This is a genomic window from Oscillospiraceae bacterium (assembly GCA_025757985.1).
In the GTDB taxonomy this organism is placed as follows: Bacteria; Bacillota; Clostridia; order Oscillospirales; family Ruminococcaceae; genus Gemmiger.
This window is the reverse complement of sequence record CP107210.1, coordinates 625045-648363: the sequence shown is the minus strand read 5'-3', so window position 1 is coordinate 648363 and position 23319 is coordinate 625045. Positions and strand designations below refer to the sequence as shown.

The following is a 23319-nucleotide window of genomic DNA, read 5'->3' as shown; positions in this document are numbered from 1 at the left end:
CGCAATATGGAAAAAACGGTTTTGCAGCAAAAAGAAACATACATGGACAGTGTACACCGCTGGGGCCGCATCTGGGGCCTTGGCCTGATGCTGCTGATTTTGGCATACCCGATTACGGTTTCCCTGATCTTCCACGCGCAGGTCAACTGGCCTGCGTTTGTGAAGGGCTTTATTGCCATCGGCCCGATGTACTGGGCTGTGGGGATTGTGGAGATTTTCACCTATGTGCCGATGCTCGGCGCGGGCGGCAGCTATCTGTCGTTTGTGACGGGCAATATCTCGAACCTCAAGCTTCCCTGCGCCCTTGACGCCATGGAGCGCGCCGGGGTCAAATCCAACAGTGAGGAGGGCGAGATCATCTCCACCATCGCCATCGCAGTATCCAGCATTGTGACAACGCTGATTATTATAGTAGGCGTTGTGCTCATCGTACCGCTGACGCCGCTGCTGTCCTCCCCTGTCTTGGCACCTGCGTTCTCGCAGCTGCTGCCCGCGCTGTTCGGTGGTCTGGCGGTCGTGTTTATCTCTAAAAATGTCCGCCTGTCCATTGCGCCGGTCATCCTCATGCTGGTGCTGTTTATCTTTGTGCCGGCGCTCAATGCGTCCACGGTGGGCATTATGGTTCCGGTCGGCGTTGTTTTCAGCCTTGTTGTGGCGCGAATTCTGTACAAAAAGGGTCTTGTCTGACCTGATAGGAGGAATACAAAATGTTCGTTTTATGGCTGATTTTGGCGGCACTGGCTGTATTGGTCGCTGTTGTGCTGGTGCGCACGGTGCGCTTTACCCCCGGCCCCGCGCCCGCCGTGCCTGCGGGTGAGGAGACCATCGACCGCGATAAAGCTGTCGAAAACCTGCGCACACTGGTTCGCTGCCGGACGGTCTCGAACACGGACCGTGCGCTCGAGGATGAGGCCGAGTTTGAAAAGCTTATCCGCACCCTGCCGGAATTGTATCCGAATGTGTTCAAGGTCTGCAAATTTGAAAGACTGGAGGACCGCGCGCTGCTGTTTACATGGGCGGGCAAGGCACATACCGATCCGACTGTCCTGATGGCCCACTATGATGTTGTCGATGTCGATGAGGCGGGCTGGAAAAAGCCGCCGTTTGATGCGGTGCTGGAGGACGGTGTTGTCTGGGGCCGCGGCACGCTTGATACCAAGGTCACCTTCAACGGAGTCCTGACGGCGGCCGACAAGCTGATCGGCGAGGGGTATGTCCCCGCACAGGACATCTACTTTGCCTTCAGCGGTGGGGAGGAAGTCAACGGTCTCGGCGCGGTGCATATCGTTGATTGGTTTGAGGCAAACCACATCACCCCCGCGCTTGTTGTGGACGAGGGCGGCGCAGTCGTGGAGGATGTATTCCCCGGCGTCAAGCAGCCCTGCGGCCTGATCGGCATTGCGGAAAAGGGTATGCTGAATGTGGAGTATAAGGTCAAGTCCGGCGGCGGCCATGCCAGCGCGCCCAAGCCGCACAGCCCGCTGGTGGCGCTGAGTGAGGCCTGCACCAAGATCGAAAGCCATCCCTTCAAGGCACATGTAACCAAGCCGGTTGCGGAGATGTTTGACACACTGGGCCGCTATTCCAACTTTACCTACCGTATGATCTTTGCCAACCTCTGGCTGTTCGGCGATGTGCTGGACTCCATCTGCCGCAAGAGCGGCGGTGAGCTGAACGCCCTGATGCGCACAACGGTGGCCTTCACGCAGGCTAAGGGCAGCGCGGGACGCAATGTTATCCCGCCGGAGGCAGCCTTTATCAGCAACCTGCGCCTGAACCCTGAGGACACGATGGACAGTGCCCTTGCCTACTTAAAGGAAACCATCAATGACCCTGCCGTTGAGATCACAAAGCTGGAAGGCATGAACCCGAGCCGCATCAGCGAGACGAACTGCCCTGCATGGGATAAGGTCGCCAGCGCTGTGGCAGGCACCTGGAAGGGCTGTCTGGTAGCACCGTATCTGATGGTGCAATGCTCGGACAGCCGCCACTACGGCCGTATCAGCGACCATGTGTACCGTTTCTCGGCCATGGATCTGACCGCCGAGGAGCGCGGCACCCTGCATGGCAACAACGAACGCATCCGCGTTGAGACCGTTGGCCGTGCCGTGGAGTTCTATGTCCGTTTGATGCGGCAGTGCTGAGAAAATAAGCATACAAAGAGGTGCAGCCCGTTTGAAGTGCTGCACCTCTTACTGTTTATATCCCCAAATGTATAGAGGGCGGCACTCTCGATGCCCAATCATACAAACTGGAATTTGCCCCCTCGGTCAAATTGAATTTACCTCTTATCAAATTCCAAAGGTTTCTGGTGGGATATCTATTCCAATCATTCGTCCAAATGCAAGTCCCCATTTCACAAAATTATATGATATGGATGTAATTATATTATCTGTAATAATATATCCCTCTTTAACTGGAGATTCTAAGTTGGCATCCCACCCTACCATCTTTTCTAAATCTTGTTCGGTAAAACCTTCTTCCATGATTTCTTCTTTATTTACACCTGCCATAAATGGTTTACCACTCAACAAACCTGCTTTAACAAGCATGAGCGGAGCAATAGAAATTGCTCCAATCGTTTTATTTTCAAACTTACGGATAAATTCTATAACTTCTTCATTTTCTATTGCTTCCCTAATATCCATAGCTCCTGGCAAGATTAAGCTATCATACTCATCAATATTTATTTCAGAAATTGTCTGGTTAGGCAAAACCATCAATCCATCTTCACTCTTAACAGCTTCCTTTGTATGTGCAAATATTACAACCTTTTTTTCTGCTAAAGCAAGTATTTCAAGAGCCACACTAAATTCAAAATTACAAAAAGAATTATAAATCAATACTGCTGTTTTCTTCATTATATCCTCCGTCATCTTCAAATTTTCATCTGTTCGACCTATTGAAATGCGCAAATTCCGATTCATAATGTAAGAGTAAGGCCTATCCGGCCTTGCTCTTTTCCTTTAAAATGGAGGTATGGTCTGACGAACTTTCCGATTGGGACACCACGCCCGCAGACAAATGTGTCAGCCAGCCTCCATTGTTTTGTGCTCGATTCAGCAAGTTGGGACATAGCTCCCGTTTCACGATTGAATATGTGCGTACTTTGGAAAAGCTGGATAGCCATAAATCGAAACGAAAGAAGGAATGTCAATGCTCGCAGTAGGAATCGATATTTCCAAGTCAAAAAGTGTAGCAGCCATCTTAAACCAAGACGGATCAATGCACACAAGTCCTTTTGAGTTCCACCATACGCAGCCCGAACTAGACGCTTTCATTAAGTATATTTTGAATAGCAAGCAATCTGCAACCATCTTAATGGAAAATACCGGGCATTACCATTATCCTGTTCTGAAAGCGTTGCAGGAAGCCGGGCTCCCTGTTTGTATGGTTAATGCCTATCAAATCAAGAAATTCGGAGACATGGATCTTCGCAAGGCCAAAACAGACAAGAAAGATGCAGTGCGGATTGCCAGATATGCATTGGAAAAGAGTTATTCTCTGGTTCCATATACATCTATGGAGCAGAAATACGAAGATTTGAAATTTTTGGCACGACAGTATAATCAGCGAATGCTTACCCTTAAAACCAACAAAGTATTTCTACTTAATCTATTGGATGAAACGATGCCTGGCATAACCAACATTCTGCCTCTAACGACCAGAACGCCAGAAACCAGTCTTTCCGTTCTCTTTATCAATCGTTTTAAATCCTACGATCGTATAAAGAAAATGGGAAAAAGTCGTTTCCTTGACGCATTTGAAAAAATCGCAAGAAAATCTCGAAATCGCCAAACCAAAACATATGGGTTGGCAATTTACGAAGCTGCATTACGCAATATCACAACAAGGGGAGAAAACGAATACACTCTTGCGGCTCAAAATCAATGTCTTGAACTTGTCTGTGAATCACAAAAGGCCACTGATTCAATTATTCTAAAAATGCAAACATTAGCTGAAACGTTGCCCGAATACGCTGTTCTGCGCTCTATGGCTGGTGTTGGGGATCGACTCGGTCCCCTTATCCTTGCTGAAATTGGAGATATCCGCCGCTTTCACAGTGGAAAAGCACTCAACGCTTATGCTGGTAACGATGCGCCTCCATATCAGTCTGGAACATTTGAGAGCCACAATCGCCACATATCAAAACGTGGGAATGCGGCTCTCAGAAAGTATTGCTTTGAGGTTATGCAGGCACTCAAACTTACACGACCTCAAGATGACCCTGTCTACCTTTTTCTGCTCAAAAAGGAACAGGAAGGGAAACCGTATAACGTAGCTAAAATGGCCGGAGTCAACAAGTTTCTCCGCATCTACTACGCGAGAGCGATGGAAACGCTCAAGCAACAGTAACCACTGACTCTATTATATATCTTTTTCAAAAATCCACAACTGCTGTGGGTTCAATTTAATGCGCCCTTTTTCCAAAAGAAAATCGGAAAATCTATAAAAAACTCTTGACAAATACATTAGCAAGATTTGTTCCATTATACTACACCAAAAGCCCCCTGTCCAACAACGTTTGCCGTGCGGACAGGGGGCTTGTTTGCTTATAGTGTGTGATGAAATTGACTGTGAAGCAACTTTGCTTTACAGCGTAACCTTGTGATAAACTTTCTTGCCCTTCTTGATGACGACGCCCTTGCTCAGTGCGTCAACGGTCAGAACTGCCTTCGGGTCGGTGACCTTCTCACCGTCAACAAGGACACCGCCCTGCTGGACCAGCTGGCGGGCCTCACGGTTGGAGCCGCACAGACCGGCGGCTACCATGGCAGCTAGCAGACCGACAGCACCGTCCTTGACAAGCGCTGCATCCAGCGCCGTGCTGGGCATGTGCTCATGATCAGCAGCACCGCTGAAGAGGCCGCGGGCGGTGGCCTGCGCCTTCTCGGCTTCTGCCTCGCCGTGGACCATCTTGGTCAGCTCGTAGGCCAGAATCTCCTTGGCCTTGTTCAGCTGCTCGCCCTCCCAGTGATCCATCTCATCGATCTGCTCCAGCGGCAGGAAGGTCAGCATACGGATGCACTTGAGAACGTCCGCGTCGCCGACATTGCGCCAGTACTGGTAGAACTCGAACGGGCTGGTCTTGTTGGGGTCAAGCCAGACAGCGTTGCCTGCGGTCTTGCCCATCTTCTTGCCCTGAGAGTCGGTCAGCAGCGTGATGGTCATGGCGTAGGCATCCTTGCCCAGCTTGCGGCGGATCAGCTCGGTGCCGCCCAGCATGTTGCTCCACTGGTCATCGCCGCCAAACTCCATGTTGCAGCCGTAATTCTGGAACAGATGGTAGAAGTCGTAGCTCTGCATGATCATGTAGTTGAACTCGAGGAAGGACAGGCCCTTCTCCATGCGCTGCTTGTAGCACTCGGCGCGCAGCATGTTGTTCACGCTGAAGCAGGGGCCGACCTCGCGCAGCAGCTCGATGTAGTTCAGGTTCAGCAGCCAGTCAGCGTTGTTCAGCATCATAGCCTTGCCGTCACCGAACTCGATGAAGCGCTCCATCTGACGCTTGAAGCACTCGGCGTTGTGGTCGATGTCCTCCTTGGTCAGCATCTTGCGCATATCGGTACGGCCGGAGGGGTCGCCAATCATCGTTGTGCCGCCACCGATCAGGGCAATCGGGCGGTTGCCGGCCTGCTGTAAGCGCTTCATGAGGGTCAGGGCCATAAAATGACCGGCGGTCAGGCTGTCGGCTGTGCAGTCAAAGCCGATGTAGAAGGTCGCCTTGCCGTTGTTGATCAGCTCCTTGATCTCCTCCTCGTCCGTGACCTGTGCAATCAGGCCGCGGGCTTTCAGTTCATCGTAAATCGTCATGGGTTTTACCTCCGTTTGTTGCGGCAAGGGCAAAAAATAAAAGCCCCTGCCAAATGTGAATTTGGCAGAGGGCGAAATATCGCGGTACCACCTCTGTTTGCCCGTGCCTCACGGCGGCGGGCCTTCGCGGGTGCGGCGGCCAAAGGGTAAGCCTGCGACACCCAAACGCTGTAACGTGCGCACACGGCACAGCCTACTAGCTTGCGCGTTCAGCCTGCTGCTCCGGGCTGTATTCGCCGTCAACCTCTGCTGACCCCTTGCACCGACCGGGGCTTCTCTGTAGCATGGCAGACGGGTACTGGGTCCCATCACTGCATTTAACAAAAATTACTCTATCATATTCTGCGCGGGTTGTCAAGCATGGGCCACGAGTTTTATTTTGCGTGAATTTATAGGGGCGAAGGGGTTATTTGGACTTCTCGATAAGCTCCCGCGCGCTGGCAAGGCTCAGTTCACTGACCTTGTCACCGGAGATCATCCGCGCCAGCACCTCCACGCGGCCGTCCATATCAAGGGTATGGATCTCGGTAAAGGTACGGTCGTTGCGGACATTTTTCTGGATCAAAAGCTGGTTGTCTGCAAAGGCGGCAACCTGCGGTGTGTGGGTGATGCACAGCACCTGATGCCCTTTGGCTGTCTGGTGCAAAAGCTGGCCGATACGCCCCGCCGCCAGACCCGATACGCCTGTGTCGATCTCATCGTAGATAACGGTAGGCAGGGCATCACGGTCGGACAAAGCGCTCTTGAAGGCCAGCATAATGCGGGAAAGCTCACCGCCGGATGCAATCTTTGCCAGCGGCTTTGGCTCCTCACCGGGGTTGGTGGAAATCAAAAATTCCACGGTATCCTGCCCGTGGGAGGACAACGGCCCTCGCGCATGCTTGAGTGCAAAACGAATACCCGGCATGTTCAGAAATTCCAGCGCGGCCTTCATCTGCTTGTTCATGGCGGCAAAGCCCTTCAGGCGGCTTTGGGTCAGCGCCTCGGCGGCCTCCTTGGCGGCGGCATACAGCGTCTGCATCCGGGCCTTCAGCTCGGCGATCCGCTGGCCGGAGGACTGGAAGTTCTCTAACTCGGCGGCGGCTGTGTCGCGCCGTGCCAGAAGCTCCTCTACCTCCATACCAAACTTTTGCTTGATGCGGTAGATCGTATCAAGGCGGGATTCGATCTGATCCAGTTCCCCGGCGTCAAAGCCATAGGCATCCAACCGGTCAGCCAGATCGGTGGCAAGATCCCGGGCGCTGTAGTACAACTCGTTCAGCCGCTCGGACATGGCAGCAAGCGATTCATCGAGCCGGGCACTGTTCTGCAGTCCGTCCACAGCACCGCCCAAAAGATCCGCTGCGCCCGCCTGCTCGCCGTCCTCATCCCCGGCCAGCGCAAGGTGGGCGGCGGTGATGCCCTCCAGAATGCTCTGAGCATGGGTGATGACCGTTTTGCGCTCCTGCAGGGTCTTTTCCTCGCCGGGCTGCAGCGCAGCGGCGTCAATGGCATCGATCTCGGCGGTCAGGGCTTCTATGCGGCGCTGCTTGTCGGCCTCGCTGGCGTTTGCGGTATCCAGCTGGCGCTTTACCGTGACCAGCTCGCGGTAGCGGCGGTAATACTCGGCAAACAGCTCGCGGTTCTGGGCGTACTGATCCAGCAGATCCAGATGCAAGGCAGGGTTTGTCAGGCTCTGGCTGTCGTGCTGGCCGTGGATGGACAGAAGTCCGGCGGAAATATCCCGCACGACGGCAGCGGTGGCAGGCATACCGTTGATACGGCAGCTGCCCTTGCCCTCGGCGTTGATCTCACGGTACAAAAGCAGGTCATCGCTGGCCTCGTAGCCGCACTTCTCAAGCTGCTTTTTGACAGACGCCGGTATAGCCTCAAAGGTGGCCCAGATACACGCCTTCTGAGCGCCGCTGCGCACAAGCTCGCGGGAGGTACGGTTACCTAGAATGGCGTTGATGGAGTCGATCAGGATGGACTTACCGGCACCTGTCTCACCTGTCAGCACTGTAAAGCCATGGGTGAAGTTGACCTCGGCCTTTTCAATAACCGCAACATTTTCAATTTTCAGGTTTGCCAGCATGGGGCGGCTCCTCCCTGTCGTTAAAATTACCCGCGGCGGGTATACTGCTGCAGCTGCTTGCAGATGACGGCAGCATCCTCTTCATTGCGCATCAGGATAAAGAAGGTGTCATCACCGGAAAGGGTGCCGACGACATTGTCCCACTGTTTGGCGTCAAACACCTCGCAGGCGGCGTTGGCCATGCCGGAAAAGCACTTGACCAGCACCATATGCCCTGCGTAGTCCACCTTGAGAACGGACTCCCGGAAGATCATCTCAAACCGGCTGGGCGAGTGTGTCACCTTGCCGGAGGCAGAGGCCGGTACATAGCGGTAGCGTCCGTCAGCGGTAGCCGTCTTGACCAGCTGCAGCTCACGGATGTCGCGGGATACGGTGGCCTGCGTTACATCAAAGCCTTCCTCCCGCAGATGTGCCAGCAGATCCTCCTGCCGGTCGATAGGATGCTGTTCGATCAGGTCCAAAATCGCCTGATGGCGTGCACTTTTCACAGGGATCATCTCCTCATCAATTTGTTTTCTATGGCATGAAACTGTTCGGCGTCATCAAATGTAATCAGCTGCAGATGCTGCCCGCCGCCGGTCACCAGCAGGCTTTCCCCGGGCAGCAGGCCGCACTGGTTGCTGCTGTCGGCGCAGGCAAAGCTGCCGTCACGGTTTTCGACATCGGCAATGATCTCCAGCTTTCGGCTGGCAGCAAACACCAGCGGGGCTACATGGGCGTTATGAGCACAGACCGGCGTCAGAACCATGACATCGGCGGCAGCGTCCAAAATAGGGCCGCCTGCCGAGAAGGAATACGCAGTGGAGCCGGTCGGTGTGGCCAGTATCATGCCGTCGCTGCGGTAGCCGCCTACAAAGGCACCATCGCAGTATACTTTATAATCCATCGGATGCAGGCGGGTGTTGCCAAAAAGCACAATGTCGTTGATGGCATCGGCCGCCCAGTCGTGAGCGGGCACGCGGGCATGCAGCAGTCCGCGCTCCACAAGGGTGAAATCCCCTGCCGCCAGTCGGTTCAGCTTGGTGGCAAGCTCTCCTACTTCACAGGTGGCAAGAAAGCCTGTGCGGCCAAGGTTTACGCCCAGAACGGGCTTGCCGTGCGCCAAACAGTCCAGCCCGGCGCGCAGCAAGGTACCGTCACCGCCGATGGTCACGACCTGCTCGGCGGCGCGGTAGGCCTGCTCCTCCGGCAGGAAACGCACACCATCCAGCCCATCGGCCGCCGCAAAGGCCTGCGGCATCAGGACCGGGATGCCCCGCCCGGCCAGCACAGCAGCGGCCTGCCGCGTAACGGCAAGCCCGGTGTCCTTGGTCGGGTTGGGAATCAGTAAAACCGACATAGCGTCAGGTTCCTTTCTCAGTGGTGGTTGGGGGTCTTGTCAAGCGTCTCGTGGGAGGCTGCCACGACCTTTTCAATCAGGCCGTCCGGCAGCGGCTGCGGGGTCTCGCAGTGCTGGACATACAGCAGATATTCAATGTTGCCCTCGGGTCCCTTGATGGGAGAAAAATCCAGACCTGCCGGGGTAAAGTGGTTTGCCATGGCGTACCCCTCGGCCATCTTCAGCACCTCGCGGTGGGTGGCCGGGTCACGGACGACGCCCTTTTTGCCGACCTTTTCGCGGCCGGCCTCAAACTGCGGCTTGACGAGGCATACACCGACAGCCTCCGGCGTGCAGATCGCGTCTGCGACCGGGAAAATGTGCTTGAGAGAGATGAACGAAACATCGACACTGAAAAAGGCTACCGGCTCTGACAAGTCCTCGGGCTTTACATTGCGGATGTTGGTGCGCTCCATATTGATGACGCGCTCGTCCGTGCGCAGACTCCAGGCCAGCTGGCCGTAGCCGACATCAACGGCATAGACCTTGACCGCGCCGTTTTGCAGCATACAATCCGTAAAGCCGCCGGTGGAGGCACCGATGTCCATGCAGACCTTGCCGTCCGGCCGCATGGGAAAGACCTGCATCGCCTTCTCCAGCTTGAGGCCGCCGCGGCTGACATAGCCGATATCGTGGCCGCGCACCTCGACCTTGGCATCGGGTGCGATCATCTCCCCGGCTTTGTCCGCCTTTTGCTCATTGACAAAGACAATGCCGGACATGATAAGCGCCTTGGCGCGCTCACGGCTCTGCACCAGACCGTTCTGGCACAGGTATTGATCCAGGCGTATCTTGCTCATGCCTGCTTCTCCTTTAGATGGTTCAGTATATCCGTGCAGAGCGCGGCTGCATCGAGCTGCTGATCCTTGCGCAACTCGGGCACATTGGCATGCAGCAGATGGGTGTTATCCACCGCATGCAGCAGATAGCGGCCCTGCCAGCCGCATTGCTGCAGGGCAAAGCCCAACTGCTCACCGATGCTGCCGGTCCGCACGGAATCCTCGGCAAAGAGGATCGTGTCGTAGGGCTTAAGTGCATCGCACAGCCCATCGGGCAACGGGTAGATCTGGGTCAGCTTTACACAGTCTGCCTGCTGCCTGTTCTGGGCCAGCAGATCGCGGGCGGCGATGATCTCCTCCGTCTCGGCACCGTAGCTGACCAGTGCGATGCGCGCACCGGCGCCAGGCTCCAACAGGTCAAAGCGCTTGCCTGTGCAGGGCAGCGCAGCCAGCGCGGGGTTCTCCTCCCCGCGGGCATAGCGGATCGTGCGGGGGCCGCGGGCCTCCCGCACAAGATAAGTCAGCCAGTAGCGCAGCTCAGCATAGTTGGCCGGGGCAAACACAGGAATATTTACATTGGAGAAGAACGCCACATCGTAAATACCCTGATGGGTGGCGCCGTCACCGGGCACAAGCCCCGCGCGATCCACGGCAAAAAGAACATCAAGCTGCATCAGATTGACATCGTGGATGATCTGATCATAGGCGCGCTGGAAGAAGGTCGAATAGATCGCAACGACCGGCAGCAGGCCCTGACTGGCAAGACCTGCCGCAAAGCTGACGGCATGTTCCTCCGCCATGCCGACATCAAAGAAGCGGGCGGGATGGCGGTGCTTGAAAAAGTTGAGGCCGGTGCCGTACTTCATGGCGGCGGTGATGCCGCACAGACGCGGCTCGTCATCGCCCAGATCGGCCAGCGCACAGCCGAAGGTCGAAGAAAAGGAGTCCTTCGGCGAAAGCTCGGGGTTGGTCAGATGGTTGAGATCAATGGACGATACGGCGTGAAATTCTCCGGGATTTTCCTCGGCAGGCTTCAGGCCCTTGCCCTTCTGGGTGACGATATGCAGGAATACGGGGGCATACTGCTCGCGCAGGTTGGTCAGGGTGTGGGTCAGCATATCGACATCATGGCCGTTCACCGGCCCGATGTACTGGAAGCCCATCTCCTCAAACATCGTGGATTTGTAGATGCCGCGGCGGATCAGCTGCTTGCCGCCCTGCAGCACCTTGACCATGGCATCACCGGCGACCGGGATGCGCTCAAGCACCGTTTCCATGTGCGCCTTGACATGGGAATATTTCGGGTCGGTGCGCAGCTTGGTCAGATAGTTGGCCATCTGGCCGACATTTTTGGAAATCGACATCTTGTTGTCGTTCAAAATGACGATCAGATTGTTCAGCTTGCTGACATTGTTCATGCCCTCGTAGACCATGCCGCCCGTAAAGGCGCCATCACCCACAATGACCACGACCTTGCCCGGCTCGTTTTTGAGCTTTTTGGCCCGGGCGATGCCGATGGCCGTAGACAGCGCAGCGCTGCCGTGCCCGGCAATGAAAGCGTCACAGTTGCTCTCCTCCGGGCTGGGAAAGCCCGAGATACCGTTCTTGCGGCGCAGCTGCGCAAAACCGGCCCGGCGGCCGGTCAGCAGCTTGTGGGTGTAGCATTGGTGGCCTACATCAAACAGCAGCTTGTCCTGCGGAAAATCCAGCACACGGTGCAAAGCGACCGTCAATTCCACAACACCCAGATTGGAGGACAGATGGCCGCCTGTCTCGGAAACGCTTTTGATCAGGAACTGCCGGATTTCCTCGCACAGGGCGGGCATCTCGTCTGCGGGCAGATTTTTAATTTCTCCGGGCGCATTGATACGCTCCAGCAAGGGATAGCTCATATACGCACCTCGTTTTTATACCATCGGCATGACAAAGCCCAGCACAATGCCGAGCGCCGCGCCGGTCAGAACTTCGATCGGTGTATGACCGACCATTTCCTTGAGCTTTTTGCCATGGGGAAACTGAAACTGCTCGATCCCCTGGTCCATCCATTCGGTAAAAAGGCGGTTCAGAACCTTTGCCTGCTCGCCGGTCTCATAGCGCACACCCATGGCATCGTACATAACGATGATGGACAGCACAGCCGCAATGGCGAAGGTGGGCGAGCTTACACCGCAGTACCGCCCGGTGGCAACAACCATGGCGCAGACGGTGGCCGAGTGGGAGCTGGGCATGCCGCCCGCCCCCCACATGCGCTCGGCAATAAAGCGGTGGAAGATAAAAAGATTCAACAGTACTTTGATAAGCTGTGCCAGCAGCGATGCACAGACCGCTGTTACCAGCACAAAATTCCAACTCAGCGCAGCGCGCAGCAGTGGCATAGGAATCACATCCTTATTTCTTACGTTCCAGCAGCTCCGCAGCCAGCAGGCGCAGAAAGTCTGCTTTGGGGCCAAGCGCATCCAGCGCGGCCAGCGCTGCGGCGTTGTGGCGCTCCGCCTTTTCGTGGGCGCCCTGCAGGCCGTACAGCGTGATAAAGGTAGTCTTGTCATTGTCGGCATCGCTGCCAACGGGCTTGCCCAGTTCTTCTGTCGTAGAGGTGACATCCAGAATATCGTCAACGATCTGGAAAACCAGACCAAGCTCGGCGGCGTAGCGCACCAGCGCCTTGCGGGTGTCCGTGTCGGGGCGCACACCCGCGGCGGTACAGCCCAGCTCGACGGCGGCAATGATGAGCGCACCGGTCTTGTGGGCGTGCAGGGCCATCAGATCCTGCTCGCTTGCGCGCACCGTCTCAAAATGCTTGTCCAGCTCCTGACCGTAGAGCATGCCGCGGTCACCGCCGCCCCGGGAGAGAAGCCGGACTGCCTCAATGCGGCTTTCGGCAGACAAACCGGCGTTGGCAAGCACCTCAAATGCTGCCGTGACAAGGGCGTCACCGGCCAGCAGGGCGGTCGCCTCGCCAAATTGCTTATGGCAGCTGGGGCGGCCCCGGCGGAAATCATCGTTGTCCATGCAGGGCATGTCATCGTGAATGAGTGAGTAGCAGTGCAGCATCTCGAGCGCGCAGGCATAGTCGAGCGCATCGGCGGCATCGGCACCGCACAGCTGGCAGGCAGCCAGCGTCAGCACGGCGCGGATGCGTTTGCCGCCGCACAGCTGGCTGTAGCGTGCTGCCCGGCCCAACTCGGATTGCTGCGGCAGATAGGTGTCACACAATTCCGTCAGGCGCTGCTCGGTCAGCTGCGTCCAGGCATGGAACTGCTCCTTGTATTCCTCATGCTTCATGGGATACCTCCGCGTTCGGGGTCAGGCTTGCATCGATTTCCTCGACCTGCAGCTTGGCCTTGTCCAGCGCTGTATTGCAGTAGTGGATCAGCCCGGCGGCCTCCGCATACAGCTTGACGGAATCCGCCAGCGGCGTGGATTCGTCCTGCAGCTGCCCTAAAAGGCTCTGCAGGCGCTCCATGCCCTCCTCAAAGGATTTTGGCTGCTTCATCGGGCATCACTCCCCTGTCTGTTTTTCCAAATTATGCACCGCTTCTATGCGGCATTCGGCGGCGGCCTTTGCACCGCGCAGGGTGACGGCCTCGCCGGGGTGCAGCGCTTCTACACTGCAGGGTACGCCGTTGCGCTCGGTCAGCGTATAGCCGCGGGCCAGCACAGCGTAGGGACTCAGCGATTGCGCCACCGATGCCGCGTGCTGCAGGCTGCGCTGTGCATCCTGCATACGGTGCTGTGCGGCCTGCTGTACAGCGGCCTGCAGGCCGGCAAGCTCCCGCTCCCGGCGGGCAAGCTGCTGATGCTGGCGCTGCAGGAGTTGGGCAGTGGCAAGCTGATCAAACCTATTATAGCATAGTTTGCAGCGATTCTGTATATTTTTTTGAATATTTTGCTGTAAAATGAATATTTTCTGCCGGACATCGCTCTGGTCGGGCACACACAGCTCTGCTGCGGCAGAGGGGGTCGGTGCGCGCAGATCGGCCACATAATCCAAAATCGAGGTGTCAATCTCATGGCCGACAGCAGAGACGACCGGCTTGCGGCAGGCAGCGGCGGCACGGGCAATACGCTCGGCATTAAAGACCCACAGATCCTCCTTGCTGCCGCCGCCGCGGGTCACAAGGATCAAATCGGGCCGCGGGTCGCGGTCAAGCCGCCGGATCCCCTCGGTGATGCTTCTTTCGGCCTCAATGCCCTGTACGCTGACAGGGGCGAGCAGCAGCTTTACCATCGGCCAGCGGCGGCGGATGACATTCTGCACATCCTGCCAGGCAGCACCGGTTTTGCTGGTCACGACCCCGATGCACTGCGGCACGGCAGGCAGCGGGCGCTTGCGCTCGGGTGCAAACAGTCCCTCGGCCTCCAGCTTTTTGTACAGGGCGTCAAAGGCCATCTGGGCAGCCCCTGCGCCGAACGGCTTCATATAATCGGCATACAGCTGGAACGCACCGTCCCGCTCGTAGATCGTGGCACGGCCGTAGACCAGCACCAGCATGCCGTTCTGCGGCTCAAAGTTTAAAAGCTGCGCCTGTGAGCGGAACATCACCGTCTTGATGCTGGCGTTTTCGTCCTTCAGGGTAAAATACAGATGCCCGCTCTTATAATGGCGGGTAAAGCCGGAAATCTCCCCGCAGACGATCAAATCATTGAGAGGGTCGCACTGGGCCAATACCTGTTTGGCCAGCCGGTTCAGGCTGGTTACATTGATGTAGTCGGCCATGCGCCACACTCCCTTGCCGCCAGGATCGAGATGCCAATGGCGTTATCGCTGGCAAACCGGCCCGGCACAAAATGCGCCCCCGGTACGCGGTTTGTCACATAGGTGCGGATCAGATCGCTGCTCATGACGCCGCCTGCAAAGACAACAGGCAGGCCCGGATGCTCGGCCAACGCATTGTTGGCCATGCGCACGAGTGTTTCGCCTACACAAAGCAGGCAGTATTTGCAGACATACGCGGCATCCCGTCCCTCGGCCAGCAGTCTGGTACACTGGTTCTCCAGCCCGGACAGGCTGCAGGTAAGGCCGTGTACGCTGACTTTGGGGCGGACTTTTTCGGTGCAGAGGGCAGCCTGCTCACTGACATAGACACCCGCCGGGAACGGATAGCCAAGCTTTACGCCCAGTCGGTCAACGGCCTGCCCTGCATAAAGGTCGCTGCTGGTGCCCAGCGGCGTGATGCGCTCAGCCCCATGGCAGAGCAAAAGGTCAGTCGTGCCGCCGGAAACATGGAACACCAGCGTCTCCTGATCGAACAACTCCGGCTGGCCTGTGGCGTACAGCGCCGCCGCAATATGCCCCTGCTGATGCGTCAGTTGCACAAGCGGCAGCGCGCGGGAAAGCGCAAATGCAGTGGCGGCACTGACACCGGCCAGAAAGCACGGCATATACGAGCCCTCGACCGGGCGGGGCTTGGCGGAAACGCCGACGGCGGCAACCTTGGTCAAATCAGCCTTGCCGGAAAGCTCGGCCAGCATCTCCGGCAGGGCCGCCGTGTGGTGGAAAAGGGCGTCGCTCTGGCGCAGACCGAGCTGCCCCTCTTTGACGGGCAAAAACTCTTTGCAATCGCAAACAACCTCTCCGGCGTCTGTGTCAAACACTGCCAGAGAGGTTGCGTAATTGCTGGTGTCGATGCCCAGCGTCAGCATTTGGGTTCATCGGTCTCGCCGCGCTCACGCGCAACGGCACCCAAAAGGCCGTTGACGAACTGGTAGTCATCCTCGGCACCGTATTTCTTGACCAGCTCCACGGCCTCATTGATGGCAACACCGGGCTTCTGCTCCTCGCCGTAGAGCATCTCGGCCAGCGCAAGGCGCAGGGCAACCAAGCTCACACGGGGTACGCGGGGCAGCGTCCAGCCCTTCAGATGGGCGGTGATGATCTCATCCAGCTCGGCGGCATGGTCATTCATGGCAGCCAGCAGCTGGTTCGCAAAGGCATCGGGCGCGGGATGCTCCTCCGCAGGGAGGGTGGGCTCCTCGGGCTCAAAGGTAGCGGCGAAGGCCGTCAGAAAGGCCGTCTCGCGGGATTCGCGGCGGGTCAGCTTTTTCTCCATACTCAAAGTTCCTGTCTTTCCTTATCTTGTCTTATTTTTTCTCGGCAGGGGTCTCTGTCAGGCCCACGACCAGCACATCCACACGGGCTACGGTAATGCCCGTCATGTTCTGGATCGCCTGCTTGACATTCTCCTGCACTTTTTCGCACAACGGCATGACCTTGTTGCCGTACACAACGGTGATATGCACCGTCACGGTGGCAATGCCGTCCTCCATGACGACGGCGACCGGCTTCTGCAGACCGGTGCGGCCCAGAAGCGAGCGGACATTCTGGCTGGTGCCGGTGGCTACATCGGCAACGCCGTCAACCTCCAGCGCGGCCAGACGCGCAATTTTTGCGATAACCTCAGTCGAGATCTGTAAGCTGCCGCCGATGGTATTGTGTACATCCATAGTGTGTACCCTCCCGTTGCAAACGGCCATTTGGCCATAGTTCTACTAATATAAATCAGTGTACCACAAAACGGGGCTGTTTGCAACAAAATATTGGCGCTATTTTACTTCCACAATGGTGATGTCCTGTGCGGTCAAGCCCTTGCACTGGCTCAGCAGGGCATCCCGGACACGGGTGACCTCCTCGGCTGTCAGGGCATCATTTTCAGTCATAACGGTAACATTGGCCTTGCTGCCCTCCAGATTGACCACGCAGTCGGGGAAGCCCTTTGACTTGATGAGGGTCTCCAGCTTTGTCTCCAGTGTGATGTTGCTGATGCGCGCGCTCAGCTCGGCGGTCAGGGCGTCCTTTTCCTCCTTAGTCAGGCCGGCATCCTTGAGGGATTTCTTCAAGGTGTCCAACGCTTCGTCACGGGCCTTGCTGCGGGTAAGTCTGGCAGATTCAAAAAATTCTGTGCCGGAATCCTGATTTACGCTGACAAGCTGTGCTTCGCCGTAGTTCTTGTCAGCGTCATCAACGGCGGAGACTTCTGCGTCCTCGGCGCCCGCAGCGGCTTCCACGGCCAGCGGGTCGGTGACAGGGGCAGCGGCGGCAGTCTCCACCGCTTCGGCAGTGGTATCGGATACAAGCAGGCTGGGCGGTGCCCCGCGGGAGAAAGACCAGTTCAGATATACGGCGGCCCCCAGCGCCAGTGTCAGGACGGCGGCTGTAGCGCCGCGGCTTTTCAGCTTGGCTGTAAGTTGCTTCATGGTTTGCCCTCCTCTTCATTGGTCGATGCCATCTTTGCTACGGTGATATGGTTGGCGCCTACGCCGGTCAGTGCCTCCACCAGCGCGGTCACGCGGTTCTGCACAGCCGCCGTGCCGCCGCCCTCACAGACAACGGCTACGCCCAGCACACGGGGTGTCTGTACGGTCTCCACAAGTCCGTCTGCGCCGCCGCTGCCCAAAAGCACATGGGTGGAGCCGCCATCGCGGTCCGTGTCCGTTGCATAGACGCTCTCACTGCCTGATTCCAGCGTGACCATGACGGCGGTATCGCCTGCGCCGTCCACACAGCGAATCAGTGCGGTCAGGCGGCTTTCCAGCTGGGCGGCGTAGTCGGCGGCCGTCTCCTGCACGGCGGCGGGGGCGGGCTGCGCTGCATCGTCTGCCGGCAGCCAGGCGGAAAATGCCAGCAGCACAAGACCTGCCAGCCCCATCAAAACCAGCAGATTGACACGCTGCTTTTCATCAGCCAGCGCGGTGCGCAGCCTTGCGGCCAGCGGGGCGATACACTCCCGGGCGGTCATGGTGTGCCCTCCGCTATGCACCAGGGCAGATCACCGGCATTGACGGCCAGCAGGGTTTCTATCGCGGCGCGGTCGCGGATGTCTACCGGTGTAATGACGCATCTGCCGTCCTGCCAGCTGACGGCGGCGCGGATGCCCGCACCCCGCAGGACTTCCCTGACAGCCTCCACAGAGGCAGTCAGGCCAAGCTCGCGGCTGTAGGCCGAGAAATCAGCGGAGGGGCGGTTCTGCCCGGCAGGCAAACTGCGGAGCGTCAGCACAATGCTGTCCCAGTCAATACCGCCGAGCATCTGGATGCCCGCTGTTAAAATATACAGCACCAGCACGGCATTTATGACGGATTTGAAGCCGTTGTCCGGCCAGAAAAGCCGCAGCATGCCCGCCAGTGCCGACAGCACACAGCAGCCCAGTGCCAGATGGCGGAATGATTCCATGCTATCCCCCGTTCCCTGCCAGCAGCAACAGCGCCGTGGACAGAAAAATCATAAAAAAATAAAGCACCAGCACCGATCCGCAGAGGCGTGCCCCCTCAAAGTACAGTCGGCAAAGCTGGGCACAGGGCTTTTGCCCGGTAGCCCCGGCAATGACACCGGCTGCCGCAAAGACGAGCGTATAGGCAATGCTTTGCAGAAAGACCGGTGCAAAGAGCGCCGCCAGCGCCAGCAGCCCGGCCAGTGCAAGGGACCCTTTGAGCAGCTGCAGCGCCGCTGCCGCTCCGGTCAGTGCGGCGGCAGCGGCATCCCCCACAACCGGGATCGCGCCCTGTAAAAGGCCCTTGCCGGTCCGCAGAGCGGCATTGTCCACCGTTGCGGCCAGCGTATTCTGCAGCCCCAGCACAAGGCTGAACAGTGCCCCGCAGACCTTGAGCAGCCAGTGCATGCAGCGGGCAAACAGCGCAGCGGCATCGGTGATGCCGCGGTTGCCCCAAAGACAGGCACAGACAGAAAAACAAAAGTATATCTGCATGACGGGCAGCAGCAGCTTCCGGATGACCGCACACAGAAAGCCTGACATGGCAAAGAACATCCCGCTGTAAACCAGCGCCCCGGAGGTCTGCCCGCCTGCGGCAGCCACACCGCCGAATACCGGCACAAAGGCGGTCAGATAGGTGCTGCAATCCTGCGCGGTCGAGCCGACAAGCGCCGTCAGCTGCATCGCGGTGGAAAGACTCAGCGAGCCGAAGCCCAGCACGGCAAGGATCTCAACATAAGCGCCGGCAGGTCTGCCGACCAGCAGCCCCAGCAGTCCTGCCAGCAAAAGATACCCGGCAGACTGCGCCGCAAAGTGCAGCGTGGGCTGAAAGCCGCTGACGATCCAGTCCCCCAGCAGCGCTGCAATGTCGGCAAGGGTCCATCCGGCGGCATCGGTGATGTCCGCGGGGCTGTCCTGCAGAATGTCCTGCACCTCCTGCGGCAGCTCGTCCGCAAAGGCAGGGGGCGGCACCGCCAGCAGGAAAATTACTGCAAATAGTCCGCAAAGGAGCCGAGCAGCGACCGCAGCAGCGGCAGAGCCTGCAAAAGCACCAGCACCCGGCCGCAGAGCTCGATGGCGGTGGAGGCCGCGCAAAGACCGGCCTCGCGGCAGGTATCGGCGGCAAACTGCGCGACCAGCGCAATGCCTAGGGCGCGCAGCAGCACCGCCGGGCTCTGCCCCTGAAAGTAGACCTCCAGTGTGCGAAGCCAAGCGAGCAGCGGCTCGATCTGGTGCATCGCCACAGCAAGCAGCCCGGCGGCGGTGCATACCGAGACCAAAAGCGCAAAGGCAGGCTGGTCCTTTTTTAAAAGAAGCGTCAACACAGCCGCCACAAGTACGGCAGCGGCCAGCTTGCATAATAAGATCATAGGTCATAGCTCAAACAATGCTTTTATCAAAACAAACAGGTCGCTGATCTGCCGCACCAGCATTGTCAGCACTACGATCAGCCCGGCCAGGGTCGTCATCATGGCCTGATCCTCCCGGCCGGAGCGGATGAGCAGCTGATTCAATACGGCCACAATGATGCCGGTGGCCGCAATCTTAAAAACAAGGTCAATGTCCATGAGGCCACTCCTTACCACAGCAAAATGGCGGCCAGTACGCCCAGACAGGCCCCAAGCCGGGGCCAAAGCAGCTGGGCGGCACGGTACTGCTCTGACCGGCTGCAGGCCTCCCCCTCACAGAGTGCGGCCAGCCTGTGCAGCGCCGCACAGGCGGTCAGGCGCGGTGATTCCTCAGCGGTGCGAAGCGTCTGCAGGGCCTCGCACCGCAGGGCCTCGGGCAGGCAGGACGGAAGCTGCAGGTCTGCCAGAGCTGCAGCACCAGCCGGGCAGAAGTCTGCAAATTCCGGGCAGCGCGCTGCGCGGTGCAAAAGCTCCGGGCCTGCAAGGGCCTGTGCGTTGAGCAGCTCTGCCAGATAGCCGAACAGCCGGGACAGGCTGTGCAGCTGCCGCTGGCAGTCCCGGATATGGGCTGCCGCCGTAAAGCCACAGCCCATGCCTGCACAGAGCAGAAGCATACCGCCCGCAACGTGCAGCAACGCTGTCACAGTGTGACCCACTGTGCCACGGTGCCGGGGTGGGCACGCCCGGACAAAAAGGCGGCTTTTGCAAAGGCGCCTGTGGCCAGCAGTGCGGCCAGCGGTGGCTTTTTATGTAGACCCGCCGGGGTATCGCAGTGTACAGTTGCAAAAAACACAACACCGGAGGCAACTCCCTGCGCAACAGCCTGTGCGTCCTCCGCTGTGCCCAGCTCATCACAGACAAGGATCTGCGGGTTCATGCAGCGCAGCGCCATGGCAATACCCTCCGGCTTGGTGCAGCGGGCATAGACATCGCAGCGGATCTGTGCGGCACGGGGCAGGCTGCCAGTCTCACAGGCCATCAGCTCACCACGCTCGTCAATGACGCTGACGAGGGAGTCACTCTCACAAAGCCGCTGTACGATCGATCGCAGCAGTGTTGTTTTGCCGCTGCCCGGCGGGCCGGCCAGCAGCAGTCCCCCGGTCCGGGCGGCCACGGCCTCCTCCAGCGCGGGCGGCAGTGGGCAGGTGATCCAGCGCGCGATGCGCAGATTCAGCGAGGTCACGGCAGAAAAGCCGCCCGGCCCCCGGCAGCCTGCCACCCCGATGCGGCAGCCGCCCTGCACGGTGAAATAGCCCTGCTGCAGCTCGTCCTCGTATGCGTAGACCGAACGGCGGCAAAGCTGCAGAAAGCAGTCCCGCAGCATGTCCGCCTCCATTGCAGCGGGTAGCCCCGCACCCGGCAGGAATTTTGCGGCGGGGCACAGCCGCCCACGGATCGTAAACTGTATCGGCTGCCCCAACCGCAGGCGGATCTCCTGTATATGCGGTGCGCAGCGGGCATCCAGCCTGCTAAGCGGTGTGCGCAGCGCAGGCGGAAGGCTATCAAGGATGCGGTAATACTCGTCCATCGTTTCTTCACCTCACACTGCCACTGTATGCCCGCCTGCGGGCGGATAGAACCGGGACGGCACCGCATAAAAAAACAGGACATCCCACATCGGGATGCCCTGCAAGGAAACGGCGTATAGAATGAAAACGGTTATTCGGATTTTTCTCGGATCAGCGCGTAGAGACCGGCCTCATCCAGCACCGGAACGCCAAGCGTCTGCGCCTTGGTCAGCTTGGAACCGGCCGCCTCACCGGCTACGACATAGCTGGTTTTTTTGCTGACGGAGCCGGCGGCCTTACCGCCGTTTTGGACGATCAGCGCCTCTGCCTCCTGCCGGGACAGGGTGGGCAGCGTACCGGTGACGACCAGCGTCATGCCTGCCAGTGCGGTACCCTTCTTCTCGCCGGTCCACTGCATGTTCACGCCGTCGCGCTCCAGACGCTGCAAAAGGTCGGTAGTGCCGTCCTTGGCGAAAAATTCCAGCACACTCTGCGCCATGACCTCGCCGAAGCCATCGATCTCGCACATCTGCTCGGCGGTGGCGCGGCGCAGCGCGTCCATGCTGCCGAAATGCTCGCCCAGCAGGGCGGCAGCCTTGTCACCGATGTTGCGGATGCCGAGGCCGAAGATCAGCTTATCCAGATTGTTGCGCTTGGAGTGCGCGATCGCATTCAGCAGGTTCTGGGCACTCTTCTTTTTAAATTTGTCAAGTGTGAGCAGCTGCTCCTCGCTCAAGGTGTACAGATCTGCCACGGTGGTGACAAGCCCCTTTTCGATAAGCTGCACAGCCACCGCCTCGCCCAGACCATCGATGGCCATGGCATTGCGGGAGGCAAAGTGGATCAGATTGCGCAGGCTTTGGGCCGGGCACTCGGGGTTGACACAGCGCAGGGCGGTCTCATCCTGCAGATGCACGACAGGTGCGCCGCAGCTGGGGCAGGTTGTGGGCATGGCAAAGGGGCGGCTGCCCGGCAGACGGGCCGACACGCCGATGACCTCCGGGATGATATCACCGGCCTTGCGGACCTTGATGGTGTCACCGATGCCGACACCCAGACTGGCGATAATATCGCCGTTGTGCAGGCTGGCGCGGGACACACTGGTGCCCGCCAAAAAGATGGGGTCAAATACGGCAGTCGGGGTCAGCACGCCGGTGCGGCCGACCGTGACTTCGATGTCGCGCACAACGCTCTCCTTGACCTCCGGCGGATATTTGAACGCAATGGCCCACCGTGGAAACTTGTTTGTGCTGCCCAGCGTGCGGCGGGCGGCCAGATCATTGACCTTGATGACAGCGCCGTCAATATCGTATTCCAGCGTGCCGCGCGCCTCGCCGATGGCCTCGATCTCCCGGATCGCATCTTCAATATTCTCAAACACGCTGTAGCGCGGCGAGACCGGGAAGCCCAGCGACTTGATGTAATCCAGTGTTTCGTGGTGCGTCTTGAAACTGCGGCCCTCGCACTGCTGCAGGTTGAATACAAAGATAGACAGCCCGCGCCCGGCGGTGATTTTGGCGTCCTTCTGGCGCAGCGAGCCGGCCGCCGCGTTGCGGGGGTTTTTAAAAGGCGTTTTGTCCTCAAGCTCCTGCTGCTCCTTCAGTTTGAAGAAGGCGGAGTGCGGCATATAGACCTCACCGCGCACCTCGAGAAAATCCGGCGCATCGGGCAGCTCATGGGGAATATCCCGTATGGTCAGAATATTCTCGGTCACATCCTCACCCACTACGCCGTCACCGCGGGTAGAGCCGCGCACCAGCTGGCCCATGCGGTACTCAAGGCTGACAGAGAGACCGTCGATTTTCGCCTCAACTACATACTCAGGCTTTACACCGGCGTCGCGCACGCGGGCATCAAACTCGCGTAGCTCATCAAAGGAGAAGGCGTCCTGCAGGCTTTCCATCTTGACGGCGTGGGTTACCTTGGTAAATTTGCTGCTGGCCGTGCCGCCCACATGCTGGGTCGGGGAGGCCGCCGTGACAAGCTCGGGATATTCAGCCTCAAGCTGTTTCAGCTCGCGGTTCAGGGCATCGTACTCGAAATCCTCCAGCTCGGGGGCGTCCTGATCGTAGTATAAGCGGTTGTTTTTTTCTATGATGACGCGCAGTTCCTCCGCGCGTTTGCGTGCCTGTTCTAATTCCATTTTGCTC

The 23319-nt window shown here is 58.3% G+C and carries 26 protein-coding genes and 1 other annotated feature; of the genes, 3 read left to right on the top strand and 23 right to left on the bottom strand.

The window, feature by feature from the left end; all coding sequences use genetic code 11:
• The first annotated feature begins 6 nt into the window (after window positions 1–6).
• Window positions 7–687: a hypothetical protein gene (locus OGM67_03250; protein UYJ35365.1), complete on the top strand. Its 681-nt coding sequence runs from the start codon at window positions 7–9 to the stop codon at window positions 685–687.
• A 20-nt stretch (window positions 688–707) separates the two neighbouring features.
• Window positions 708–2144, top strand: a complete 1437-nt coding sequence (locus tag OGM67_03245; protein UYJ35364.1) for a M20/M25/M40 family metallo-hydrolase — start codon at window positions 708–710, stop codon at window positions 2142–2144.
• A gap of 147 nt (window positions 2145–2291) precedes the next feature.
• On the opposite strand, the gene OGM67_03240 is transcribed toward OGM67_03245, so the two are convergent.
• Entirely contained in the window at window positions 2292–2861 is a 570-nt protein-coding gene (locus tag OGM67_03240) for a DJ-1/PfpI family protein (protein ID UYJ35363.1), read from the bottom strand.
• A gap of 295 nt (window positions 2862–3156) precedes the next feature.
• Here OGM67_03240 and OGM67_03235 point away from each other — a divergent pair, with 295 nt between their 5' ends.
• Entirely contained in the window at window positions 3157–4356 is a 1200-nt protein-coding gene (locus OGM67_03235) for an IS110 family transposase (GenBank protein ID UYJ35362.1), read from the top strand.
• Between the two features lie 237 nt (window positions 4357–4593).
• On the opposite strand, the gene tyrS is transcribed toward OGM67_03235, so the two are convergent.
• The 22 genes from tyrS to ligA form a co-directional block, all read right to left on the bottom strand.
• Window positions 4594–5814 carry a tyrosine--tRNA ligase gene (gene tyrS / locus OGM67_03230; protein UYJ35361.1) on the bottom strand — a complete coding sequence of 407 codons (1221 nt, stop codon included), beginning with the start codon at window positions 5812–5814 and terminating at the stop codon, window positions 4594–4596.
• A 64-nt stretch (window positions 5815–5878) separates the two neighbouring features.
• Window positions 5879–6135: a binding site (T-box leader), on the bottom strand.
• Between the two features lie 85 nt (window positions 6136–6220).
• A complete protein-coding gene (recN, locus tag OGM67_03225; protein ID UYJ35360.1) occupies window positions 6221–7888 on the bottom strand; it encodes a DNA repair protein RecN in 1668 nt (555 codons plus the stop codon).
• A gap of 26 nt (window positions 7889–7914) precedes the next feature.
• Complete coding sequence (locus tag OGM67_03220) at window positions 7915–8385, bottom strand: arginine repressor (GenBank protein ID UYJ35359.1); 471 nt, start codon at window positions 8383–8385, stop codon at window positions 7915–7917.
• Window positions 8382–9227 carry an NAD(+)/NADH kinase gene (locus tag OGM67_03215; GenBank protein ID UYJ35358.1) on the bottom strand — a complete coding sequence of 282 codons (846 nt, stop codon included), beginning with the start codon at window positions 9225–9227 and terminating at the stop codon, window positions 8382–8384. The genes OGM67_03220 and OGM67_03215 overlap by 4 nt, the downstream gene beginning before the upstream one ends.
• A 17-nt stretch (window positions 9228–9244) precedes the next feature.
• Complete coding sequence (locus OGM67_03210) at window positions 9245–10066, bottom strand: TlyA family RNA methyltransferase (GenBank protein ID UYJ35357.1); 822 nt, start codon at window positions 10064–10066, stop codon at window positions 9245–9247.
• Entirely contained in the window at window positions 10063–11937 is a 1875-nt protein-coding gene (gene dxs, locus OGM67_03205) for a 1-deoxy-D-xylulose-5-phosphate synthase (protein UYJ35356.1), read from the bottom strand. Before dxs ends, OGM67_03210 begins: the two co-directional genes overlap by 4 nt.
• Window positions 11938–11952: 15 nt before the next feature.
• Window positions 11953–12420 (bottom strand): divergent PAP2 family protein, encoded by a 468-nt coding sequence (locus tag OGM67_03200; protein UYJ35355.1) that lies wholly within the window; start codon window positions 12418–12420, stop codon window positions 11953–11955.
• Between the two features lie 13 nt (window positions 12421–12433).
• On the bottom strand, window positions 12434–13327 hold the full coding sequence (locus OGM67_03195) for a polyprenyl synthetase family protein (GenBank protein ID UYJ35354.1): 894 nt from the start codon (window positions 13325–13327) through the stop codon (window positions 12434–12436).
• Complete coding sequence (xseB, locus tag OGM67_03190; GenBank protein ID UYJ35353.1) at window positions 13317–13538, bottom strand: exodeoxyribonuclease VII small subunit; 222 nt, start codon at window positions 13536–13538, stop codon at window positions 13317–13319. Before xseB ends, OGM67_03195 begins: the two co-directional genes overlap by 11 nt.
• A 6-nt stretch (window positions 13539–13544) precedes the next feature.
• Window positions 13545–14762 (bottom strand): exodeoxyribonuclease VII large subunit, encoded by a 1218-nt coding sequence (xseA, locus tag OGM67_03185; protein UYJ35352.1) that lies wholly within the window; start codon window positions 14760–14762, stop codon window positions 13545–13547.
• Window positions 14741–15688 (bottom strand): glycoprotease, encoded by a 948-nt coding sequence (locus tag OGM67_03180; protein ID UYJ35351.1) that lies wholly within the window; start codon window positions 15686–15688, stop codon window positions 14741–14743. The genes xseA and OGM67_03180 overlap by 22 nt, the downstream gene beginning before the upstream one ends.
• On the bottom strand, window positions 15682–16095 hold the full coding sequence (nusB, locus tag OGM67_03175) for a transcription antitermination factor NusB (protein ID UYJ35350.1): 414 nt from the start codon (window positions 16093–16095) through the stop codon (window positions 15682–15684). Before nusB ends, OGM67_03180 begins: the two co-directional genes overlap by 7 nt.
• Window positions 16096–16126: 31 nt before the next feature.
• Window positions 16127–16489 carry an Asp23/Gls24 family envelope stress response protein gene (locus OGM67_03170; GenBank protein UYJ35349.1) on the bottom strand — a complete coding sequence of 121 codons (363 nt, stop codon included), beginning with the start codon at window positions 16487–16489 and terminating at the stop codon, window positions 16127–16129.
• Window positions 16490–16588: 99 nt separating this feature from the next.
• Window positions 16589–17239: a SpoIIIAH-like family protein gene (locus tag OGM67_03165; protein ID UYJ35348.1), complete on the bottom strand. Its 651-nt coding sequence runs from the start codon at window positions 17237–17239 to the stop codon at window positions 16589–16591.
• A complete protein-coding gene (locus tag OGM67_03160) occupies window positions 17236–17781 on the bottom strand; it encodes a stage III sporulation protein AG (GenBank protein ID UYJ35347.1) in 546 nt (181 codons plus the stop codon). Before OGM67_03160 ends, OGM67_03165 begins: the two co-directional genes overlap by 4 nt.
• Window positions 17778–18215: a hypothetical protein gene (locus OGM67_03155; GenBank protein ID UYJ35346.1), complete on the bottom strand. Its 438-nt coding sequence runs from the start codon at window positions 18213–18215 to the stop codon at window positions 17778–17780. The genes OGM67_03160 and OGM67_03155 overlap by 4 nt, the downstream gene beginning before the upstream one ends.
• A 1-nt stretch (window position 18216) precedes the next feature.
• Entirely contained in the window at window positions 18217–19224 is a 1008-nt protein-coding gene (locus OGM67_03150; protein ID UYJ35345.1) for a stage III sporulation protein AE, read from the bottom strand.
• Window positions 19225–19238: 14 nt separating this feature from the next.
• On the bottom strand, window positions 19239–19622 hold the full coding sequence (locus tag OGM67_03145) for a hypothetical protein (protein UYJ35344.1): 384 nt from the start codon (window positions 19620–19622) through the stop codon (window positions 19239–19241).
• Between the two features lie 3 nt (window positions 19623–19625).
• Window positions 19626–19820 (bottom strand): stage III sporulation protein AC, encoded by a 195-nt coding sequence (spoIIIAC, locus tag OGM67_03140; protein ID UYJ35343.1) that lies wholly within the window; start codon window positions 19818–19820, stop codon window positions 19626–19628.
• An 11-nt stretch (window positions 19821–19831) separates the two neighbouring features.
• Window positions 19832–20305 (bottom strand): hypothetical protein, encoded by a 474-nt coding sequence (locus tag OGM67_03135; protein ID UYJ35342.1) that lies wholly within the window; start codon window positions 20303–20305, stop codon window positions 19832–19834.
• Window positions 20302–21189 carry an ATPase, T2SS/T4P/T4SS family gene (locus OGM67_03130; GenBank protein ID UYJ35341.1) on the bottom strand — a complete coding sequence of 296 codons (888 nt, stop codon included), beginning with the start codon at window positions 21187–21189 and terminating at the stop codon, window positions 20302–20304. Before OGM67_03130 ends, OGM67_03135 begins: the two co-directional genes overlap by 4 nt.
• A gap of 131 nt (window positions 21190–21320) precedes the next feature.
• Window positions 21321–23312, bottom strand: a complete 1992-nt coding sequence (gene ligA, locus OGM67_03125; protein UYJ35340.1) for an NAD-dependent DNA ligase LigA — start codon at window positions 23310–23312, stop codon at window positions 21321–21323.
• Between the last annotated feature and the right edge of the window lie 7 nt (window positions 23313–23319).

Bases quoted from the DNA above. Each gene is read 5' to 3' on its own strand.
- OGM67_03250 (UYJ35365.1), top strand. From the start codon at position 7: ATGGAAAAAACGGTTTTGCAGCAAAAAGAAACATACATGGACAGTGTA.
- OGM67_03245 (UYJ35364.1), top strand. From the start codon at position 708: ATGTTCGTTTTATGGCTGATTTTGGCGGCACTGGCTGTATTGGTCGCT.
- OGM67_03240 (UYJ35363.1), bottom strand. From the start codon at position 2,861: ATGAAGAAAACAGCAGTATTGATTTATAATTCTTTTTGTAATTTTGAA.
- OGM67_03235 (UYJ35362.1), top strand. From the start codon at position 3,157: ATGCTCGCAGTAGGAATCGATATTTCCAAGTCAAAAAGTGTAGCAGCC.
- tyrS (UYJ35361.1), bottom strand. From the start codon at position 5,814: ATGACGATTTACGATGAACTGAAAGCCCGCGGCCTGATTGCACAGGTC.
- recN (UYJ35360.1), bottom strand. From the start codon at position 7,888: ATGCTGGCAAACCTGAAAATTGAAAATGTTGCGGTTATTGAAAAGGCC.
- OGM67_03220 (UYJ35359.1), bottom strand. From the start codon at position 8,385: ATGATCCCTGTGAAAAGTGCACGCCATCAGGCGATTTTGGACCTGATC.
- OGM67_03215 (UYJ35358.1), bottom strand. From the start codon at position 9,227: ATGTCGGTTTTACTGATTCCCAACCCGACCAAGGACACCGGGCTTGCC.
- OGM67_03210 (UYJ35357.1), bottom strand. From the start codon at position 10,066: ATGAGCAAGATACGCCTGGATCAATACCTGTGCCAGAACGGTCTGGTG.
- dxs (UYJ35356.1), bottom strand. From the start codon at position 11,937: ATGAGCTATCCCTTGCTGGAGCGTATCAATGCGCCCGGAGAAATTAAA.
- OGM67_03200 (UYJ35355.1), bottom strand. From the start codon at position 12,420: ATGCCACTGCTGCGCGCTGCGCTGAGTTGGAATTTTGTGCTGGTAACA.
- OGM67_03195 (UYJ35354.1), bottom strand. From the start codon at position 13,327: ATGAAGCATGAGGAATACAAGGAGCAGTTCCATGCCTGGACGCAGCTG.
- xseB (UYJ35353.1), bottom strand. From the start codon at position 13,538: ATGAAGCAGCCAAAATCCTTTGAGGAGGGCATGGAGCGCCTGCAGAGC.
- xseA (UYJ35352.1), bottom strand. From the start codon at position 14,762: ATGGCCGACTACATCAATGTAACCAGCCTGAACCGGCTGGCCAAACAG.
- OGM67_03180 (UYJ35351.1), bottom strand. From the start codon at position 15,688: ATGCTGACGCTGGGCATCGACACCAGCAATTACGCAACCTCTCTGGCA.
- nusB (UYJ35350.1), bottom strand. From the start codon at position 16,095: ATGGAGAAAAAGCTGACCCGCCGCGAATCCCGCGAGACGGCCTTTCTG.
- OGM67_03170 (UYJ35349.1), bottom strand. From the start codon at position 16,489: ATGGATGTACACAATACCATCGGCGGCAGCTTACAGATCTCGACTGAG.
- OGM67_03165 (UYJ35348.1), bottom strand. From the start codon at position 17,239: ATGAAGCAACTTACAGCCAAGCTGAAAAGCCGCGGCGCTACAGCCGCC.
- OGM67_03160 (UYJ35347.1), bottom strand. From the start codon at position 17,781: ATGACCGCCCGGGAGTGTATCGCCCCGCTGGCCGCAAGGCTGCGCACC.
- OGM67_03155 (UYJ35346.1), bottom strand. From the start codon at position 18,215: ATGGAATCATTCCGCCATCTGGCACTGGGCTGCTGTGTGCTGTCGGCA.
- OGM67_03145 (UYJ35344.1), bottom strand. From the start codon at position 19,622: ATGATCTTATTATGCAAGCTGGCCGCTGCCGTACTTGTGGCGGCTGTG.
- spoIIIAC (UYJ35343.1), bottom strand. From the start codon at position 19,820: ATGGACATTGACCTTGTTTTTAAGATTGCGGCCACCGGCATCATTGTG.
- OGM67_03130 (UYJ35341.1), bottom strand. From the start codon at position 21,189: ATGGACGAGTATTACCGCATCCTTGATAGCCTTCCGCCTGCGCTGCGC.
- ligA (UYJ35340.1), bottom strand. From the start codon at position 23,312: ATGGAATTAGAACAGGCACGCAAACGCGCGGAGGAACTGCGCGTCATC.